This window comes from Yoonia sp. (genome assembly GCF_030731595.1).
GTDB lineage: Bacteria > Pseudomonadota > Alphaproteobacteria > Rhodobacterales > Rhodobacteraceae > Yoonia.
This window is the reverse complement of record NZ_JANQTS010000039.1, coordinates 25350-42364: the sequence shown is the minus strand read 5'-3', so window position 1 is coordinate 42364 and position 17015 is coordinate 25350. Positions and strand designations below refer to the sequence as shown.

At 59.2% G+C, this 17015-nt stretch carries 17 protein-coding genes; 8 read left to right on the top strand and 9 right to left on the bottom strand.

Features of this window, described 5'->3' with window-relative positions; genetic code table 11:
- Window positions 1-11: 11 nt before the first annotated feature.
- Window positions 12-572 carry a TlpA disulfide reductase family protein gene (locus tag NWQ23_RS03700; RefSeq protein WP_306164893.1) on the top strand — a complete coding sequence of 187 codons (561 nt, stop codon included), beginning with the start codon at window positions 12-14 and terminating at the stop codon, window positions 570-572.
- Between the two features lie 55 nt (window positions 573-627).
- On the opposite strand, the gene NWQ23_RS03695 is transcribed toward NWQ23_RS03700, so the two are convergent.
- Window positions 628-1197 (bottom strand): YqgE/AlgH family protein, encoded by a 570-nt coding sequence (locus tag NWQ23_RS03695; RefSeq protein WP_306164892.1) that lies wholly within the window; start codon window positions 1195-1197, stop codon window positions 628-630.
- A 104-nt stretch (window positions 1198-1301) separates the two neighbouring features.
- Here NWQ23_RS03695 and NWQ23_RS03690 point away from each other — a divergent pair, with 104 nt between their 5' ends.
- A complete protein-coding gene (locus NWQ23_RS03690; RefSeq protein ID WP_306164891.1) occupies window positions 1302-2102 on the top strand; it encodes a protein-disulfide reductase DsbD domain-containing protein in 801 nt (266 codons plus the stop codon).
- On the opposite strand, the gene NWQ23_RS03685 is transcribed toward NWQ23_RS03690, so the two are convergent.
- The 4 genes from NWQ23_RS03685 to NWQ23_RS03670 form a co-directional block, all read right to left on the bottom strand.
- Window positions 2099-5494 carry an efflux RND transporter permease subunit gene (locus NWQ23_RS03685; RefSeq protein ID WP_306164890.1) on the bottom strand — a complete coding sequence of 1132 codons (3396 nt, stop codon included), beginning with the start codon at window positions 5492-5494 and terminating at the stop codon, window positions 2099-2101. The two genes, NWQ23_RS03690 and NWQ23_RS03685, sit on opposite strands and share 4 nt — an antisense overlap.
- Window positions 5494-6948, bottom strand: a complete 1455-nt coding sequence (locus NWQ23_RS03680; protein ID WP_306164889.1) for an efflux RND transporter periplasmic adaptor subunit — start codon at window positions 6946-6948, stop codon at window positions 5494-5496. Before NWQ23_RS03680 ends, NWQ23_RS03685 begins: the two co-directional genes overlap by 1 nt.
- 72 nt (window positions 6949-7020) lie before the next feature.
- Complete coding sequence (moaB, locus tag NWQ23_RS03675) at window positions 7021-7563, bottom strand: molybdenum cofactor biosynthesis protein B (protein ID WP_306164888.1); 543 nt, start codon at window positions 7561-7563, stop codon at window positions 7021-7023.
- The gene (locus tag NWQ23_RS03670; RefSeq protein WP_306164944.1) at window positions 7560-8351 is read right to left on the bottom strand and encodes a uracil-DNA glycosylase family protein; all 792 of its coding nucleotides are present in this window, start codon (window positions 8349-8351) and stop codon (window positions 7560-7562) included. Before NWQ23_RS03670 ends, moaB begins: the two co-directional genes overlap by 4 nt.
- Window positions 8352-8455: 104 nt before the next feature.
- On the opposite strand from NWQ23_RS03670, the gene NWQ23_RS03665 reads away from it, so the two are divergent.
- From NWQ23_RS03665 to plsY, 5 genes are all read left to right on the top strand, one after another.
- Complete coding sequence (locus tag NWQ23_RS03665) at window positions 8456-9406, top strand: aspartate carbamoyltransferase catalytic subunit (protein WP_306164887.1); 951 nt, start codon at window positions 8456-8458, stop codon at window positions 9404-9406.
- A complete protein-coding gene (locus NWQ23_RS03660; protein ID WP_306164886.1) occupies window positions 9403-9981 on the top strand; it encodes a hypothetical protein in 579 nt (192 codons plus the stop codon). Before NWQ23_RS03665 ends, NWQ23_RS03660 begins: the two co-directional genes overlap by 4 nt.
- Window positions 9978-10499, top strand: a complete 522-nt coding sequence (locus tag NWQ23_RS03655) for a hypothetical protein (protein ID WP_306164885.1) — start codon at window positions 9978-9980, stop codon at window positions 10497-10499. Before NWQ23_RS03660 ends, NWQ23_RS03655 begins: the two co-directional genes overlap by 4 nt.
- 89 nt (window positions 10500-10588) lie before the next feature.
- On the top strand, window positions 10589-11872 hold the full coding sequence (gene pyrC / locus NWQ23_RS03650) for a dihydroorotase (RefSeq protein WP_306164884.1): 1284 nt from the start codon (window positions 10589-10591) through the stop codon (window positions 11870-11872).
- Window positions 11872-12492, top strand: coding sequence for a glycerol-3-phosphate 1-O-acyltransferase PlsY (gene plsY / locus NWQ23_RS03645; protein ID WP_306164883.1), 621 nt, complete (start codon window positions 11872-11874; stop codon window positions 12490-12492). Before pyrC ends, plsY begins: the two co-directional genes overlap by 1 nt.
- On the opposite strand, the gene NWQ23_RS03640 is transcribed toward plsY, so the two are convergent.
- The 4 genes from NWQ23_RS03640 to NWQ23_RS03625 are packed head-to-tail and all read right to left on the bottom strand — an operon-like array spanning window position 12489 to window position 15984.
- Window positions 12489-13859 (bottom strand): glutamate--cysteine ligase, encoded by a 1371-nt coding sequence (locus NWQ23_RS03640; RefSeq protein WP_306164882.1) that lies wholly within the window; start codon window positions 13857-13859, stop codon window positions 12489-12491. The genes plsY and NWQ23_RS03640 overlap by 4 nt on opposite strands.
- A gap of 55 nt (window positions 13860-13914) precedes the next feature.
- Complete coding sequence (locus tag NWQ23_RS03635; RefSeq protein WP_306164881.1) at window positions 13915-14433, bottom strand: hypothetical protein; 519 nt, start codon at window positions 14431-14433, stop codon at window positions 13915-13917.
- The gene (locus NWQ23_RS03630; protein WP_306164880.1) at window positions 14426-15265 is read right to left on the bottom strand and encodes a GNAT family N-acetyltransferase; all 840 of its coding nucleotides are present in this window, start codon (window positions 15263-15265) and stop codon (window positions 14426-14428) included. The genes NWQ23_RS03635 and NWQ23_RS03630 overlap by 8 nt, the downstream gene beginning before the upstream one ends.
- Complete coding sequence (locus tag NWQ23_RS03625) at window positions 15265-15984, bottom strand: 16S rRNA (uracil(1498)-N(3))-methyltransferase (protein ID WP_306164879.1); 720 nt, start codon at window positions 15982-15984, stop codon at window positions 15265-15267. The genes NWQ23_RS03630 and NWQ23_RS03625 overlap by 1 nt, the downstream gene beginning before the upstream one ends.
- Before the next feature lie 12 nt (window positions 15985-15996).
- Here NWQ23_RS03625 and ubiA point away from each other — a divergent pair, with 12 nt between their 5' ends.
- Window positions 15997-16962 carry a 4-hydroxybenzoate octaprenyltransferase gene (gene ubiA, locus NWQ23_RS03620; RefSeq protein ID WP_306164878.1) on the top strand — a complete coding sequence of 322 codons (966 nt, stop codon included), beginning with the start codon at window positions 15997-15999 and terminating at the stop codon, window positions 16960-16962.
- Window positions 16963-17015: the final 53 nt, after the last annotated feature.

Genomic DNA, 17015 nt, shown 5'->3' with positions numbered 1-17015 from the left:
GGAAGTCGCCCATGCGAAAGTTACTGTTTGCCCTGCTTTATACGGCCCTTTACGGTGTTGCAAACACCGCTGTCGCCGATATGTCCGAGGTGGCCGAACTGCGCACGGGTGATATGCGCAAGCTGATGTTCCATAGCGCGCCGATGGCCGGCTCTGACGTGGCCTTTACTGGGCAGGACGGGACCGAAATGACCCTTGCCGATTTTCAGGGGCAATATGTGGTCCTGAATTTCTGGGCGACGTGGTGCGCGCCCTGCCGCAAGGAAATGCCGCATCTGTCTGCGCTGCAAACGCAACTGGGCGGTGATGCCATGCAGGTCGTGACAATCGCGACAGGGCGCAACCCGCGCCCTGCGATGGAACGCTTCTTCGCCGAGATCGGCGTGGATAATCTGCCACTTCACACTGATCCGAGACAGGCGCTGGCGCGCAACCTGGGTATTTTGGGCCTGCCTGTGACGATCATTCTTGACCCCGAGGGGCAGGAAATCGCGCGGATGCAAGGCGATGCCGATTGGTCCAGCGAAAGTGCGCTTGCGATCATGCAGGCATTGCTTGACTCACCCGCCTAGCGCGTCAGCCCTTCACAGAAAGTCTGTTTCAAATCCTCTGTCAGGATGTGGTCCTTTAGGCATGACCCGCCGTGCCAGATAACAACAGCGGATCAATCCCCAGCAGTCCCAGTGCCGCCGTCCATTTGTTCTGGTTATCATCTCCGAAAATGATCTGGTCACTGGCAGGGCAGGTCAGCCAGCCGTTCTGACCAATCTCGTACTCCAACTGACCCGGCCCCCAACCTGCATAGCCCAAGGCCAAGATCGACCGCGCAGGGCCATTGCCCTTTGCGATATCCTCGAGCACCTCGATTGTGGCGGTCATGCAGAATGTCTGGTCCACGCGCAGCGTGCCGGTTTGCGCTGTGTAGTCATGCGAATGCAAGACAAACCCGCGCTGTTGATCCACAGGGCCGCCATAGTGCACTTGGACATCACGCATATGCGGTATGGCCGGGATGTCCATTTGCTCGAGAAGTTTGGCAAACTTGATCTCTTTTTGGGGTTTGTTCACGATCAACCCCATGCCTCCGTCGTCGGAATGCGCGCATAGGTAAATCACCGTCTTGGCAAAACGCGGGTCGGACATATCCGGCATCGCGATCAGTAGCTTTCCGGCAAGTTTGGATTCTAAGGCTTTCATATCACCAAGATGTGTAACCTCATCTCGTGGTGCAAGCATCAATATTGCATCGATTGGCGCAAACGTGACTTCCCATTGCAGCGCTGATGCATAATTAAGGAATCATGCGCAAAAACCTGCTGATCACCCTCGCCTTTCTGAGTTTGCCGACATTGCCCGTCGCGCAGACTTTTGACGATTTGGCGCAAGTCGAGGTCCTGACCGGATGGCGTACAGCCGCGGGCGACCACATCGCAGCCCTTAAGGTCACGCTTGCGCCTGGCTGGATCACCTATTGGCGCGCGCCTGGCGCTGCCGGAATTCCGCCCGAGTTCCATTTCAGCGGCTCTGACACGATTGCCGAGATCACGCCTCACTGGCCCACGCCGGGCGTTTATGTGTCGGATGGCATACGATCCATCGGATACTACGATAGCGTGATCTTTCCATTGACCATCGCAACAGATGGTGACGCGCGCGACATCGCCATCGCGGGCGAGATGACAATTGGCGTCTGCGAGGAAATCTGTATTCCGGTGACGCTGGAGTTTGATGCGCTTTTGCCGCAAGTCGGTGCAGCCGACAGCGCGATTTCCGCAGCACTTGATGCAGAGCCCCTTTCACAGGCCGAGGCGCGTATTCCTTCTGTCACCTGCGCCATTGCGCCGATCAGTGACGGGATCCAACTGACCACTACGATTGATGTGCCGCGACCTGCCCGCTCTGAATTTGTGATGATCGAAGCCAGCGATCCAAGCATTTGGGTGTCTGAAGCAGATGTGTCACGCGATGGCGATGTCCTCAATGCGACCGTCGATATGGTTCATCCCAGCGGGGGACCTTTTGCGCTTGATCGTTCCGGCATCCGGATCACGGTCTTTGGCGCTGATCGGGCGATTGATATTCTCGGCTGCGACGCAAGCTAGCTGCGCGCGCGCCGCATGCTTTGTCCGGCCAAGGCGATGACGTAGATCGTCAGCAGCACAACTATCAGACCCAGCACAAACAGGCCAAGCGCCGGCCCAAACCCGCCCTGTAGCATCGGCACGACACGTGCAACTGCTTCAAACGGTACCCCCGTCCAAAGCAACGGCAATATGGTCAGCGCAAACAGGATAGCGGCTGCAACAGCACCTACAGCCGCTGGCACAAACATCGCCAGTTTACGCCCTCGCAAGGCCCGCTTGGCTGACTGCACCTGCCGATAGACATCGGCCTGCATCGCCATGACCGAGGGCACGACAAGCAAGACAAGCACCATCCCGAAGGCAAGGCCAAAGACCAGCGTCACAACGGTTGGCTTAAGAAACTCCGCCTGATTGGACCCTTCATAAAGCAATGGGGCCAGCCCCAGTACAGTTGTCAGCGTTGTCAGCAATACAGGGCGCAGACGATCCACCGTGCCGTCAATGATCGCAGGGACCAAGCCCCGGTCCTGAGCGTATTCATCTATAGTGGTGACCAATACGATACTGTCGTTGATAATGATCCCGACCATGCCGATCAGGCCCACAACAGTAAACATGCTCATCGGGATGCCCCAAAGGTGATGGCCGTAGATCGTGCCGACAAGCGCGAAAGGTATGATCGACATCACGACAACAGGCCGTGTCCAGCTGCTGAAAATCCACGCAAGCGTCAGATAGATGCCCAGCAAGACGAGAATGAGCCCCGTGCGGGCGTCGCTCAGGAACCGCTGTTCCTGCTCGCTTTGCCCCGACAAGACCGTCTGCACACCAAAATCGCTTTCGACACGCGGCAGGATATCGTCAGTGATAATCTGCTGGATCTCAGTGGCACGGGCGGCATCTTCACCGTCCAGATCACCAATGACGGAAATCAACTGAATGCCGTTCTCGCGGCGGACCGTCGAAAACCCTGTGCGGGTCTGTACAGTGACCACATCAGCCAGCGGGACATAGACCCCGTCAGCGGTGCGGATCTGGGTGAGGTCAAGAAAATCAGCCGAAAGCTCGCCCGCAGGCAATTCGACGCGGATTGTGGCCGAGCGCGCACCATCGGGGAAACTGGCCGCCTCGATCCCGCCCAGCCGATTGCGCAGCACACGGCCCAAGCCGTCGATGCTCAGCCCCAAGGCCTGGCCTTGCGGGGTCAGTTCCAGGATCAGTTCTTCTTTGTCATAGGCCAGCGTATCTTCCAGCCCCGAGATTTCAGGATATATGGCAAGGGCAGTTTTCAGCGCCTCTGCGGCGGCTTTCAGTGTATCGCTATCGGCACCGAACATCTGGACATCCAGGCTATCGGCCCCCGGACCAGAACCCCAGCGCCGGAAGCTGACAGTCTCTGCCATCGGGTGCTGCTGGACGCTGTCCTGCAGCGCGGCGACAAATTCAAAGCTCGTATAGGGGCGGCTGTCAGCGTCAATCAACTCGATGGTGATCGCACCCAGTTGATCCGCATCCTTGGTATCAGAGCCGGCAATCGCGCGGCCAGAGTTGCCGCCGATCTCGGCCACGACATACTGCAGCGGGTTGATACCATGTTCAGCCTCGTATTGTGCGCCCAATGCCTCGGTCGCGCGTTGCATTTCGCGCATCATCTCGAGCGTATCTTCGCGGGTGGCACCGGGCAGCATCGCAAAATTGCCGGTTACCTGGCTTTGCTCGGGAGAGTTGAAGAACTGCCAGCTGACTTCGCCCCTGATCACCAAAGCGACCTGACTGGCCAGCAGCACCAGCGCCATCGCAAAGACCGGATAACGGGCCTTGATCACAAGCCCCATGAAGGGGCGAAACAGCGTCTGGCGGAACCAGTCAAAACCCCGGTTCACGGTCCGCGAAGGCCAATCGTACCAATGTTCCTTGGCGGAATGGGCCATGGAATGGGCCAAGTGGTTCGGCAGGATCAGGAAACACTCCACGAGGCTCGCAATCAGGACAACGATGACGGTAAAGGGAATGTCCGAGATCAGATCGCCAAAGCGTCCGCCGATCACCACAAGGCCAAAGAAAGCGATAATCGTGGTCAGCGTGGCCGAAAACACTGGGCTGAACATCCGCTTTGCCGCCTTTTCCGCAGCAATGGTGGGATCTTCGCCCAAGTGCCGGACCCGAAAATCAGCATGTTCCCCCACAACAATCGCATCATCCACCACGATCCCCAGCGTGATGATCAATGCGAAAAGCGAGATCATGTTGAACGTGATCCCAACGGCATACATCAAGGCAATCGCAGCCAGCATCGCCACGGGAATGCCAAAGGCGACCCAGAAAGCAGTACGCGCGTTCAGGAAAAGAAACAGCAAGGCCACGACCAGCATCAATCCGGTGAAGCCGTTGCTGAGCAGAATGTTCAAGCGGCCGGTAATCTGTTCGGCCCGACCATTGGTCAGTTCAATCGAAACTCCCGACGGCAAAGTGGCCGTCATCTCAACAGCGACGCGCTCGACCGCTTGTTGCATCCCGATCGCATCACCCGTGGCGGACCGGTCAACCCGCACTTTGATCGCGGCATCGTCACCTACAAAATAGGCCCTTTCGCGGTCGGGACCCTCAACGCGGATCTGGGCGACATCGGCGATGGTCAGGGTTGATCCGTCAGGATTGGCGCGCAGGGCAATCGCGCCGATCTCTTCGGCGCTGCGCTTGGCCACACCTGTCCGCACACGGGCATTGGCCGAGACATCCCCCGCCGGGTCGGCTTCGGCCTCTTCGGCGATCCGGGCGGCGATATCCGAAAGCCCGATGTCGTATTGAATAAGCGATAGCGACGGCACTTCGACGATGGTCGAGGGCGCTGCCACGCCTTGCACGGTGACTTGTGTCACACCTTCGGCGAACAACCGGGTCGCGAACTCATCGGCAAAGCGGCCTAACTGGTCCACGCTCACTGGGCCGGTGATCACAACATCTGTGACGCGATCCGACCAGCCACCGCGGCGCACGCTGGCGTCTTCCGCATCTTCGGGCAGATTGGTCGCACTATCGACGGCAAGTTGTACGTCTTCGGCGGCGCGATCGATGTCATAGCCGGGGGCGAACTCCAACCGGATCGAAGCCCGCCCTTCGCGGGAGGTTGACGACGATGCGGTGACACCCTCAACCGCCAGCAAAACCGGTTCCAGCACCTGCACGATAGCGGCATCGACGTCTTCGGCCCCTGCCCCGCTCCACGCGACCGAAACTGTCAGGTCATCGACGACAACATCAGGAAAGAACTGCGCGCGCATGTTCGGAAATGCCAAAGCGCCTGCGGTGATCATCAAGACCAAGAGCAGGTTTGCAGCCGTCCGATGCCGGGTGAAGTAGGACAAGATCCCGCCCGCCCCTGCGTTCAGCCTTTCACCGCCAGTCACCATCAGCTACCCATCCTGCTCTCAAGCCGGGTCACGGTTTCGGATGACACTTCGTCTGCTTCCAACTGACCTATGATCCGCGCTTTGACGTCGTCAGGCATCTGGCCTGCGCTGACAAAGGCGATCAGCTTCGCGCGGCGATCAGCGTCAAGCGCGATCATCTCGGGCGCAGCTTCTTCTTCAACGACACCGGGGCGGATCGGGCGCACCTTGATCCCTGCACCCAACAAAGGCGAACGCTCAGCCACGATGGTCGCACCGGTATTGGGGCCTATTGCAACGATCACATTGTCACCCTGCCGGCGCAGCAGGCTAACTGTAGCCGTTTCCAGCCGATCCTCTTCGCCTACAACCAAAACGGTTTCATCGGCAGCCACCGCCGTCGCAGGGATCAGCGCCACATTTTCCAAGGCAGGCTCTGCAATGCGCACGGTCACAAAATCGCCCGGGCGGAACCCGGGGGCCGCATCCAGCCGCGCAAACAAAAGCCGCCCCGTCTGGCCCACGCCGACTGCTGCACCTTCTCGTGTAATCTGGCCGGTGGCCGTCAAGTTCACGCCAGAAACATCCAGCGCCACCGTGACGGGCGCTTTGGTCAAGGCGCCATTGCTATCCAGCAACCGCGCATATTGCGAGGTCGAGACACGAAAGGTGACTTCGAGTTGCGAGGGATCGACAAGCTGCGCAAAGCGTTCGTTTGCTGTCACCCGCCCGCCGGGGCTGATCGTGACCTCGGCCAAAGTGCCATCAAAGGCCGCGAAAACCTCTGTGTCTGCGACTGCGCGTTCTGCCTCTGACACGCTGATTTCAGCGCGGGCCAAGCGCGTCGTCGCCTGATCAATGCGCGCCTGTGCCGATGCCAGCGCCTGCCTGCGGGTCAAAACCGCCGCCTCGGCCGAAGAGGCCGCCAATTCAGCAGTTTCGATAGCCGCAGTCGTACCCACACCGCGGTCTGCCAGATCACGGGCGCGGGCCAGCGCCTGATCGCGCAAGCTTGCCTGTGCGCGAGCGGCTGAGAGTTCATCATCGGCGAGGATCAAGGCACGCTCTGCATCGCGCAATTCGGCTTGGGCATCTTGCAGATCCGCGCGCACACGGTCCAAGGCCGATTGCGCCTCGATCGGGTCGATCCGCAAAAGCAACTCGCCGGCTTGGACTGTCCCACCTTCGACCAAGGCATCACTTGCTGATAAAACAGTGCCGCCTGTCGCACTGCGCAAATCCAGCGTGCGCTGGCTGCGCAATTCACCAAATACGGTCAAATCGGGAATGATCGTCTGCGGTTCCAGCGTGACAACATTCACCGCCAAAACGCGTTCGCGCTGCGGAAAGCTGCGGGGTTCTTCGCTCATCCGCGCGACGACAGCGCCGCGCACCATCTCTCCCGCCCAAGCCAATAGCGCCAGCGTGACCGCCAGCAAGAAAACACCTGTCAGGCTACGACGTAAAAACCGCATTCTCGAATTCCTTGGCCTGTCATAGTGATTTAGCTGAAAGCAGGACGCTGTCCACTTATACGCACGATCAGTTTACTTCCGTCGCAGATGTTCATCCAAACGCGGCATGATCTCAACAAAATTGCACGGTCTGTGGCGATAATCGAGTTGTTTGACCAAAATCTCGTCCCAAGCATCCTTGCAAGCCCCCGGCGATCCGGGCAAGGCAAACAGATAAGTTCCTTGGGCAACGCCTGCCGTTGCGCGGCTTTGGACAGCGCTCGTCCCGATCTTTTGCATACTCACGATGGTGAAAATCGTGCCAAAGGCATCGATTTCCTTTTCATAGACGTCGCGGTGCGCCTCGACTGTCACATCACGCCCGGTCAGTCCGGTGCCGCCGGTCGAGATCACAACATCAACAGCATCATCCGCGCACCAAAGGCGCAATTGTGCTGCAATCAGGTCGCGCTCGTCGGCAATGATCTTGCGATCCGCGAGACTGTGCCCTGCGGCCGCGATCCGGTCCACAAGCACCTGCCCGGATTTGTCATCGGCCGCCACGCGCGTATCGCTGACCGTCAGCACCGCAATACGGACGGGCACGAACGCCTTGGTTTCATCAATACGGCTCATGCCCGCAACCTCGCCTTGAGTGCCAATAGATCTGCCCAAGCCTCGCGTTTGGCAATCGGGTTGCGCAACAGATAGGCCGGATGGAACATCGGCAAACAGGGTTTGCCCAAAACCTCGACCCAATCGCCGCGCATCCGCGTGATGCCACTGCGCCCCAGAAGGGCCTGACAGGGCGTATTGCCCATCAAAACAACGAAATCGGGCTCAGCCAAAGCGATGTGACGTTCAAGAAACGGCAGCATCATCGCGATCTCGGCGGCATCCGGCGTGCGGTTTGAAGGCGGGCGCCAAGGCAGAACATTGGTGATATAGACCGCTTGCGCCGCATCCTCGCGGGTGCGTCCCAGTTCAATCGCCTCCAGCATACGGTCCAGCAACTGACCAGCACGCCCGACGAAAGGTTTACCCGCGCGGTCCTCTTCCCGACCCGGTGCTTCGCCGATAATCATCACGCGGGCCTGCGGCTGCCCGTCAGAAAAGACAAAACTGCGCGCGCCGCGTTTCAATTCACAATGTTCAAACCCCTGCATTGCTGCCGAAAGGGCCACCAGATCGCCCGCGCCTGCCGCTAAATCGCGCGCGATGCCAACAGCGTCCACTTCAACGGCTTGCGGGATCGGAGGCGGTCCTTCAACCTTTGCATCTGCAACGGCCGCTTTCGGGACGGGTTTGACCGCTTCCAATGCATAGCGGTCCACAGGCGCGTCCAAAATCGCCTCTGTCACACCCAGTTCGACCTGCCATTCCAGCAGGGCGCGGTCATGCCAATATGTGTCACTCGAATCCATCACCGCTACGATATGCTGCTTTTGAACCGATGTGCAGTGCTTGCAGCATTGATGCAGGCCCGCCGCGGCCCTATAAGACCGCGAACCGATGAAAAGAGGGCCTCATGACATTTCGCGCCAAGCATCTTTTGGGCATCGAACCTCTGCATCCGACCGAGATCACCACATTGCTGGACCTCGCCGACAGCTATGCCGACCATAACCGGCGCGGGATCGCGCATCGCGACGTGCTGGCCGGGCTGACGCAAATCAACATGTTTTTTGAAAACTCGACCCGGACACTGGCAAGTTTCGAACTGGCAGGGATGCGGCTTGGTGCGGATGTGATGAACATGGGGATGCAGGCGTCATCCATCAAAAAGGGTGAAACGCTGATTGATACGGCCCTGACGCTGAACGCGATGCGACCCGATTTGCTTGTCGTGCGTCACCCGCATTCGGGTGCTGTCGACCTGCTGGCGCAAAAGGTCAATTGCGCCGTCCTGAACGCAGGTGACGGCAAGCACGAACATCCGACCCAAGCCCTGCTTGACGCGCTGACCATCCGACGGGCCAAGGGTCGTCTGCACCGGCTCTCCATCGCGATTTGCGGGGATATCGCGCACAGCCGCGTCGCGCGCTCAAATATCATGCTGCTGGGCAAGATGGAAAACCGGATCAGGCTGATCGCCCCGCCAACGCTGATGCCTTCGGGCATGGGGGAATTCGGGGTCGAGGTCTTCGAGAACATGGAAGAGGGGCTCAAGGATGTCGACGTCGTCATGATGCTGCGCCTGCAAAAAGAGCGGATGGATGGCGGGTTCATCCCGTCCGAACGCGAATACTTCCACCGCTACGGGCTGGATGCAGTCAAGCTGCGCCACGCCAAGCCCGACGCGATCGTCATGCACCCCGGCCCAATGAACCGCGGAGTCGAGATTGACGGGACCATCGCCGACGACATCAACCGCTCTGTCATTCAGGAACAGGTCGAAATGGGCGTTGCCGTGCGCATGGCGGCCATGGACCTTCTGGCGCAAAACCTGCGCGCGGGGCGAAAGGCTGTTATGGCATGATCAAGCGGTTCTTCCAGCCCCCAGAACGCGACCGCTGGGACGACTATTTTGAGCCGGGTGAAGTTCTGCTGTGGCAGGGTGCGCCGGAACCGGGCCCGCATTCCTTCATTGGCCCGCTGGCCATCAGCATCTTTGGCCTGCCGTTCCTGATTGCCGGCCTCTCGACCGCTGCGACGGGGTTGGGATATGCAATAGGAATGAACAATATCGCCGATCTGGGGATCGGGCTTTTCCTCACGGCCTTTTCCATGCCATTTCTTGCGGTAGGTATCGGCTTGACGGTTGGGACATGGCTTTTCGTCTATCATGGTCATAAGTTCGTCCGCTACGCACTGACCAACAAACGCGCCTATGTGGCAAAATCCTTCTTCAAGCATACGCTCGAGAGCTATTCCATCGGCCCGGATGACGCGATCACGCTGGAGCAGGGAAAGTTCGATAAAGTGCGGTTCAAAACCATCCACAAGAAAGATGATGATGGCAACAATAGGATCGAGGAAATCGGCTTTGACAATATCGTCAATGGCCACGACGTGTATGCCCTGATCCGCCAGATTCAGAGAGAACAGATATGAAGCTCGCGATTCCTGCTTCTGATTTCGGTCAACTGCGCGTCTTTGCGACAGATTTGGACCTGCCCGCAGAAGTGGTTGCAAAACCCCCGCAAGGGCTTGCGGATCTCTTTGGAGCCGACCTGAACCCTGATTTCGTCGATGTGGTGCAGATCAGGGATTTGGACGGCATGAAGCTGAGCGCCTATATCGCGGAAGGCTATGATATGGCCCCCGATCTGGTGGACAAAGCCGCCGTTGACGCCATCACCGGGACAGCGATCCTTGTGCTGTCACGCGCGACAAACGCGGTGGAAACAACCCTTAAACTGGCAGAAGGGCTGCGCCATGTGACAACCTACAGCCCCGCTGTGCAGATCATAACACCCGAAAAACTGCCTGACGCCTCGGCAAAGGGTATTCTGGGCAATCCGCCGACCAAAGCCCCCAAATCCGATGCGCGCATGAGCGGGATGGTCGCGACCTATGCCCTCTTGGTGATGTTCGCATTGGTAGGCTTGATGATCTGGGTGGGCGGCTAGATGCGGTCACGCTTTGCGCAGGCAAGACTTGCCCTGCGGACGATTTGCCGCCAAAACCCCCTGAACCCATGCCAGCAGGACCTCACCTTATGACTGCGACCTTCTTTGCCAACGCCCGTCTGATTGATCCGGTCGCGTTGACGGATGCCCCCGGTGCGATCCTGATCGCGGACGGCGTGATCAAAGAGGTCTTCGAGGGTCATCCGAGCGCACCCAAAAACGCCAATGTCGTGGATTGTGGCGGATTCTGCCTTGCGCCGGGGATCATTGATATCGGCGTCAAAGTCTCGGAACCGGGCGAGCGGCACAAGGAATCCTTCCGCTCTGCCGGACGGGCCGCTGCTGCGGGCGGCGTGACCACGATCGTCACACGTCCCGACACGACGCCGGCCATCGACACGCCCGAGACACTGGAATTTGTCGAGCGCCGCGCACAACAGGATGCACCCGTACACGTTTTGCCAATGGCGGCGCTGACCAAGGGCCGCGAAGGCCGCGAGATGACCGAGATCGGGTTCTTGCAAGATGCAGGGGCGGTTGCCTTCACCGATTGTGATCGGGTCGTGACCAATACCAAGGTCTACAGCCGCGCGCTGACCTATGCCCGGTCTTTGGATGCTTTGGTCATCGGCCATGTGCAGGAACCGGGGCTGTCCGAAGGGGCCGCTGTAACATCCGGAAAATTCGCGTCATTGCGCGGTTTGCCGGGGGTGTCGCCGATGGCCGAACGCATGGGGCTGGACCGCGATATCAGCCTGATCGAGATGACGGGCGTGCGTTATCACGTGGATCAGATTACAACCGCACGCGCCCTTCCCGCGCTGGAGCGGGCCAAACGGAACGGCCTGCGCATTACCGCTGGTGTAGGCATCCATCACCTGACGCTCAATGAACTGGACGTGGCAGATTACCGCACGTTCTTTAAGCTTAAACCGCCCTTGCGCAGCGAAGAAGACCGCGTCGCCGTGGTTCAGGCCGTCGCGGAAGGGCTGATCGACATCATTTGTTCGATGCACACGCCACAAGACGAAGAAAGCAAGCGCTTGCCTTATGAAGAGGCCGCAAGCGGGGCTGTGGGGCTGGAAACACTGCTGCCTGCTGCCCTGCGGCTTTATCATGCGGACATGATCGACCTGCCGCGCCTGTTCCGCGCCATGTCGCTTAACCCGGCCCATCTGCTTGGGCTGGCGGCAGGGCGGTTGCTGCCCGATGCGCCTGCGGACCTGATCCTGTTCGACCCTGATGCGCCATTCCAACTGGATCGGGCAACATTGCTTTCGAAATCCAAGAACACGCCCTTTGACGGCGCGCGCATGCAAGGCAAAGTTTTGGGTACATGGGTCGATGGTCAACGCATCTGGGAGAAATCGTAATGCCACCTCTTGAGAGCGCGACCGCTGTCTTGGTCCTATGGGGCGTGATCGGTTATTTTCTGGGCTCGATCCCGAGCGGGATGATCCTTGCGCGCATGATGAACCTTGGCAACCTGCGCGAAATCGGGTCCGGCAATATCGGGGCCACCAATGTCCTGCGGACCGGCAACAAAAAGGCAGCGGCGCTGACGCTGTTGTTCGATGCAGGCAAAGGGGCGGTCGTCGTGCTTTTGGCGCGCGCCTTTGCTGGCGAAGACGCCGCTCAGGCAGGTGCGCTCTTGGCCTTTGTAGGGCATTGCTTTCCGGTCTGGCTTCGGTTCAGGGGCGGCAAGGGCGTGGCCACCTATCTTGGCATTCTCCTGGCTGTGTCATGGCCCATGGGGCTGACCGCCTGCGGTCTCTGGCTCGTGGTTGCTGCCCTCACGCGGTACTCGTCACTGGCCGCGCTTGTCGTCGCAGGCTGGATGCCGCTTGTCGTCGGCTTCACCGGCAACGGTTCGATATTTTTCCTCTGCGCAATCCTCTGTCTGCTGGTTTATTTCAGACATTGGGGCAACATCAGGCGCCTGCGCAAAGGGACCGAAACAAAGATCGGGGCCAAGAAGGCTCCCGAGGCCTAGTAGCTGTACTCGCTGTAAATCCGCTTCAGGTCGCCATTCCAGTCACCGTGATAGTGATCCAGCAATTCATCGGCGAGCGTTTTGCCCGTCTCGATCGATTCATGCAGGGCATTCAGGAAATGGGTCTCGTCAGGGACAAGACCACCTGCGCCGGGCATCGCGCGTGCTTTCAATCCGGCATGTGAAATCGCCACGACTTCGCGGGCCAGATCATGCATGTTGATCCCGTCAACCTGCGCCTGCAGCCCATCGACCGATGCGGCCACTCGCAAAGCCTCGCGCTGTTCGGCGGTCCAGTCCTTGCACAGGTCCCATGCGGCATCGAGAGCGGTTTGATCGTACATCAGCCCGGTCCAGAAAGCAGGCAGCGCGCACAGGCGCCGCCAAGGACCGCCATCCGCGCCGCGCATTTCGATGTATTGCTTCATCCGCGCCTCGGGGAAGACCGTTGTCAGATGGTCAGCCCAATCTGACATCAGAGGCTTTTCACCGGGCAGCGCAGGTAATTCGCCCTTCAGGAAATCACGGAACGACATGCCCAGCGCGTTGATATATTTCCCGTCGCGGTAGACGAAATACATCGGCACATCGAGCACCCATTGCACCCAAGCCTCGAACCCGAAACCGTCTTCGAAGACGAAAGGCAACATGCCGGTGCGCGCGGCGTCCAGATCGCGCCAGATCCGGCTGCGCCAAGACTTGTGACCGTTCACTTTGCCTTCGAAAAACGGCGAGTTGGCAAACAAAGCGATCGCGACAGGCTGCAATGCGAGGGAGACGCGCATCTTTTGCACCATGTCAGCCTCGGACCCGAAATCAAGGTTGACCTGCACGGTGCAGGTCCGCCGCATCATGGCGGTGCCCATGGTGCCGACCTTTTCCATATAGTTGTTCATCAGCTTGTAGCGGCCCTTGGGCATCAGGGGCATCTGCTCATGGGTCCATTCGGGGGCGGCACCCAGACCGATGAATTTCACGCCGATCTCGTCCGAGACAGATTTGACCTCGGCCAAATGCGTGTTCACCTCGTCACAGGTCTGGTGGATGGTTTCCAAAGGGGCGCCCGATAGTTCCAGCGCGCCACCCGGTTCAAGGCTCACGTTGGCGCCGTCTTTGGTCAGGCCGATGATATTGCCTTCTTCTTCGACACGGTCCCAGCCAAAGCGGGTCTCAAGCCCTTCCAACACAGCCTTGATCGACCGTTCACCCTCATAGGGGAGCGGCAAAAGACTATCCTGGCAATAGCCGAATTTCTCGTGCTCGGTCCCGATCCGCCAATCCGCTTTGGGCTTGCAGCCTTTGGCCAAAAGCTCAGCCAGTTGTGCGTGATGTTCGATTGGGCCACCGCCGGATTGGGGGATAGACATAGGCGACGCTCCGTTGTTGGTCAGACGTTATCGGTGACGTGACTTAATGCGGCTGTCAATGCAAGAGCGGCTTCACTCTGCTCCAGACAATCACACGCGCATCAGGTGTGCGGGAAAGCACATCGAGAACGGTATGTGTCTTGATGCCCGGCAGGGCGGCAAAGACATCGAACAGCTCTTCCGCACCAGCGGCATTGATCGGGATCGCGATCCGCTGGCCGCCAATACCGGTGAGCACCCAACTGGGTTCAGGATGGCTTGAGGGGTCGATTTCCAACTGGGTCAAGTCTTCAACATCGATCACCCCGCCATCAAGCGGCCCGAAATAGGCCAAGCGCCGTTCGCGGATCTGCACAACGCCGGGGCCGCCACCATCTTGACGAAAGCGCGCGCGTTGCGCCCCCGCAATCGCCCAGATCAGCCCCAAACCGATCAGGCCATAGCCGATCCATTGCAGGATACCAAAACTGCGTAAAGCCCAGAACAGGCCAAGCGCCAAAAGTGCAAGGCCCAAAAGCATATCGCGATATCGCCAAGCCAAGGCGCGGACTTCGGGCCTCAGGAAATCAGCCATAAATCACCTGCGGTTCCGGAAAGATCAGGATGGCAAAAGCGCCGGTGCGGGCAAAGCCTAGCGCCTCATAAGCCTTGCAGGCCTGGGGCGATGCCGCAAAAAGGCTGGCATCGGTCACGCCTTTGCCGCGCGCCTCGGACAGATGCATCGCAACCGCGCGCCGCGCCAGCCCGCGCGACCTTTCGGCAGGGGGCGTATAGACGCCACCGATCTGCACGGCATTTGGCACTGTCGCATTGAACCCGGTCATGGCCACGGGCATATCCTCTTCATACAAAACACGGTGCGTATCGGCCGCGCTATAAACCGCGATGTCGTCAGCCGCTTTGCGTGCTGCGTCCTCACCCGGCATCGGCATCACCTCATTGATGTAAGCGTGCCGCCAGCCGATTACGAGGTCGCGGGGCGCCTGCGCAAGAGGGCGCAGTGAAAATCCGGTCACATCAGGCATCCGCAGTGCCGCAAGACGCAGTCGGTATAGTGGCTCTTGGGTATCCATCGCAGGCCTATCACAAAGCCCCAAGGCGTGTCGCAACGCGCTGACCTGTCCGGCGTCCCCCAGCGCGCCCATGATCGCTGTCCCTGCGAGCACAGCCTTAATTGCACCCCAAGGCCCCGTGGGGCATTGGGGGAACAGAACCCCTTCATTGGTCATGGTCAGCACATCAGTGATCATTCCATCCTGCCAGCGCACCCAGAACGACACCACATGGCGATGATCCCCGGTCATGCCATACCGCCGCAAATTCGACAGCGGAAACATGGAGGTCGCGATGTGTTTGGTCAAAAAGGCCTCGATGGCGGGGCGATCCTGTGTCGTCGCACGGATCATTACCAGTCGCCCAAGGCCTGCTGCCACAGCGTCAGCGCCACAACCGCCGCCGTATCGGCGCGCAAAATTCGCGGGCCAAGGCTGACGGGATGGGCAAAGGGCAAAGCGCGCAGCCGGTCACGCTCAGCGGGCGAAAACCCGCCCTCAGGGCCGATCAGGATCGCCCAAGGGCCACCTTTACCGGTCAAAGCAACCGGATCACCAATCAGAACCTCGTCACAAAACATCAACTGGCGGTCTTGGGGCCAATCGGCCAGCAATCGGTCCAGCTTGCGCAGATCACCCACAGGCGGCACAAAAGTCCCGCCGCATTGTTCGGCGGCCTCTACCGCATGAGCCTGCAGTTTGTCCTGCCTGATGCGATTGACGCTTTGGGTATAGTCCGTCTGGACCGGCAGGATACGGGCCACACCCAACTCGACCGCCTTTTCCACAATAAACGCGGTACGTTCCTTGCGGATCGGCGCAAAGAGCAGCCAGATATCCGGCGGCAGTTGCAAGGGCCGTGTTTGCGACCGGCACAGCAGAATACCGCCCTTCTTGCTCGCCTGGACAACCTCGGCATCCCACTCGCCATCCGCCCCGTTTATCAACGACAAGACTGTGCCCTCATCCAGTCGCATCACGGCAAAGAGATAGTTGGCCTGCTCCCGCGAGAGCGGAACCGATTGCCCTTCCCCCAACGGGTGATCTACATAAAGCCGAACCTTGGATGCCATGAAGCGAAGCATATGACCGAAGAAACCCAGATGCCAGAGCCGAACGGAACTGTCGCCGACGCCGTGAAAGACAATTGGGTGGACCGTTTCGCACCGCGGCCAAGCCGCCCCTATCTGCGGCTCAGCCGGGCGGACAGGCCGATCGGAACATGGTTGCTTTATGCGCCCTGCCTGTGGGGTTTGTCCTTGGCGGTCCTCGCGACAGACAGCTACAGCCGGCATGATCTTTGGACGATTGTGGGCTGCGGGATCGGGGCATTCCTGATGCGGGGTGCGGGCTGCACGTGGAACGACATCACGGACCGCGACATTGACGGATCGGTCGCGCGGACACGCTCGCGGCCCATCCCCTCTGGCCAAGTCAGCGTCAAAGGTGCGCTGGTCTGGATGATCGTTCAGGCGCTCTTGGCATTCCTCATCTTGATCAGCTTTTACCCTACAGCGATTATTCTGGGCATCGCGGCACTGGTGCCGGTGGCGATCTATCCTTTCGCAAAACGCTTTACATGGTGGCCGCAAGTGTTTCTGGGGCTGGCCTTCAACTGGGGGGCTTTGCTTGCCTGGGCTGCGCATACCAACAGCATCGGGCCCGTGCCCATCGTTCTTTATGTGGCCGGTATCGCATGGACACTTTTTTACGATACGATCTATGCGCATCAAGACACAGAAGACGATGCCCTGATCGGCGTGAAATCGACAGCGCGGCTTTTCGGTGATGACAGCCGCAGATGGCTGCGGCTTTTCATGACGCTGACCATCATCCTTTTTGGTCTGGCTGTCGTGCTTGCGACCTATGAAAGATCCATGTTGTCGCTTGTGATTGCCATTGGCGGACCTTGGGCGCTGGGGTGGCATTTGACATGGCAATTGACCAAATTCAATCCAGACAACGCAGAGGGACTATTGCGGATATTCCGTTCGAACCGCGATGCAGGTCTGATCCCCCTGCCGTTTTTTGCCATTGCCCTTTTGGTGTGATTGAACACCGCGCCGCGTCGCCCTATGCAGTAGCCACCACTATCACCGGAACC

Excerpts from the sequence above, each read along its gene's own strand:
- NWQ23_RS03685 (WP_306164890.1), bottom strand. The coding sequence starts at position 5,494 with ATGGTGACTGGCGGTGAAAGGCTGAACGCAGGGGCGGGCGGGATCTTG.
- ubiA (WP_306164878.1), top strand. The coding sequence starts at position 15,997 with ATGACCGAAGAAACCCAGATGCCAGAGCCGAACGGAACTGTCGCCGAC.
- NWQ23_RS03655 (WP_306164885.1), top strand. The coding sequence starts at position 9,978 with ATGAAGCTCGCGATTCCTGCTTCTGATTTCGGTCAACTGCGCGTCTTT.
- plsY (WP_306164883.1), top strand. The coding sequence starts at position 11,872 with ATGCCACCTCTTGAGAGCGCGACCGCTGTCTTGGTCCTATGGGGCGTG.
- pyrC (WP_306164884.1), top strand. The coding sequence starts at position 10,589 with ATGACTGCGACCTTCTTTGCCAACGCCCGTCTGATTGATCCGGTCGCG.
- NWQ23_RS03625 (WP_306164879.1), bottom strand. The coding sequence starts at position 15,984 with ATGGCATCCAAGGTTCGGCTTTATGTAGATCACCCGTTGGGGGAAGGG.
- NWQ23_RS03670 (WP_306164944.1), bottom strand. The coding sequence starts at position 8,351 with ATGGATTCGAGTGACACATATTGGCATGACCGCGCCCTGCTGGAATGG.
- moaB (WP_306164888.1), bottom strand. The coding sequence starts at position 7,563 with ATGAGCCGTATTGATGAAACCAAGGCGTTCGTGCCCGTCCGTATTGCG.
- NWQ23_RS03635 (WP_306164881.1), bottom strand. The coding sequence starts at position 14,433 with ATGGCTGATTTCCTGAGGCCCGAAGTCCGCGCCTTGGCTTGGCGATAT.
- NWQ23_RS03680 (WP_306164889.1), bottom strand. The coding sequence starts at position 6,948 with ATGCGGTTTTTACGTCGTAGCCTGACAGGTGTTTTCTTGCTGGCGGTC.
- NWQ23_RS03630 (WP_306164880.1), bottom strand. The coding sequence starts at position 15,265 with ATGATCCGTGCGACGACACAGGATCGCCCCGCCATCGAGGCCTTTTTG.
- NWQ23_RS03700 (WP_306164893.1), top strand. The coding sequence starts at position 12 with ATGCGAAAGTTACTGTTTGCCCTGCTTTATACGGCCCTTTACGGTGTT.
- NWQ23_RS03665 (WP_306164887.1), top strand. The coding sequence starts at position 8,456 with ATGACATTTCGCGCCAAGCATCTTTTGGGCATCGAACCTCTGCATCCG.
- NWQ23_RS03640 (WP_306164882.1), bottom strand. The coding sequence starts at position 13,859 with ATGTCTATCCCCCAATCCGGCGGTGGCCCAATCGAACATCACGCACAA.
- NWQ23_RS03690 (WP_306164891.1), top strand. The coding sequence starts at position 1,302 with ATGCGCAAAAACCTGCTGATCACCCTCGCCTTTCTGAGTTTGCCGACA.
- NWQ23_RS03695 (WP_306164892.1), bottom strand. The coding sequence starts at position 1,197 with ATGAAAGCCTTAGAATCCAAACTTGCCGGAAAGCTACTGATCGCGATG.
- NWQ23_RS03660 (WP_306164886.1), top strand. The coding sequence starts at position 9,403 with ATGATCAAGCGGTTCTTCCAGCCCCCAGAACGCGACCGCTGGGACGAC.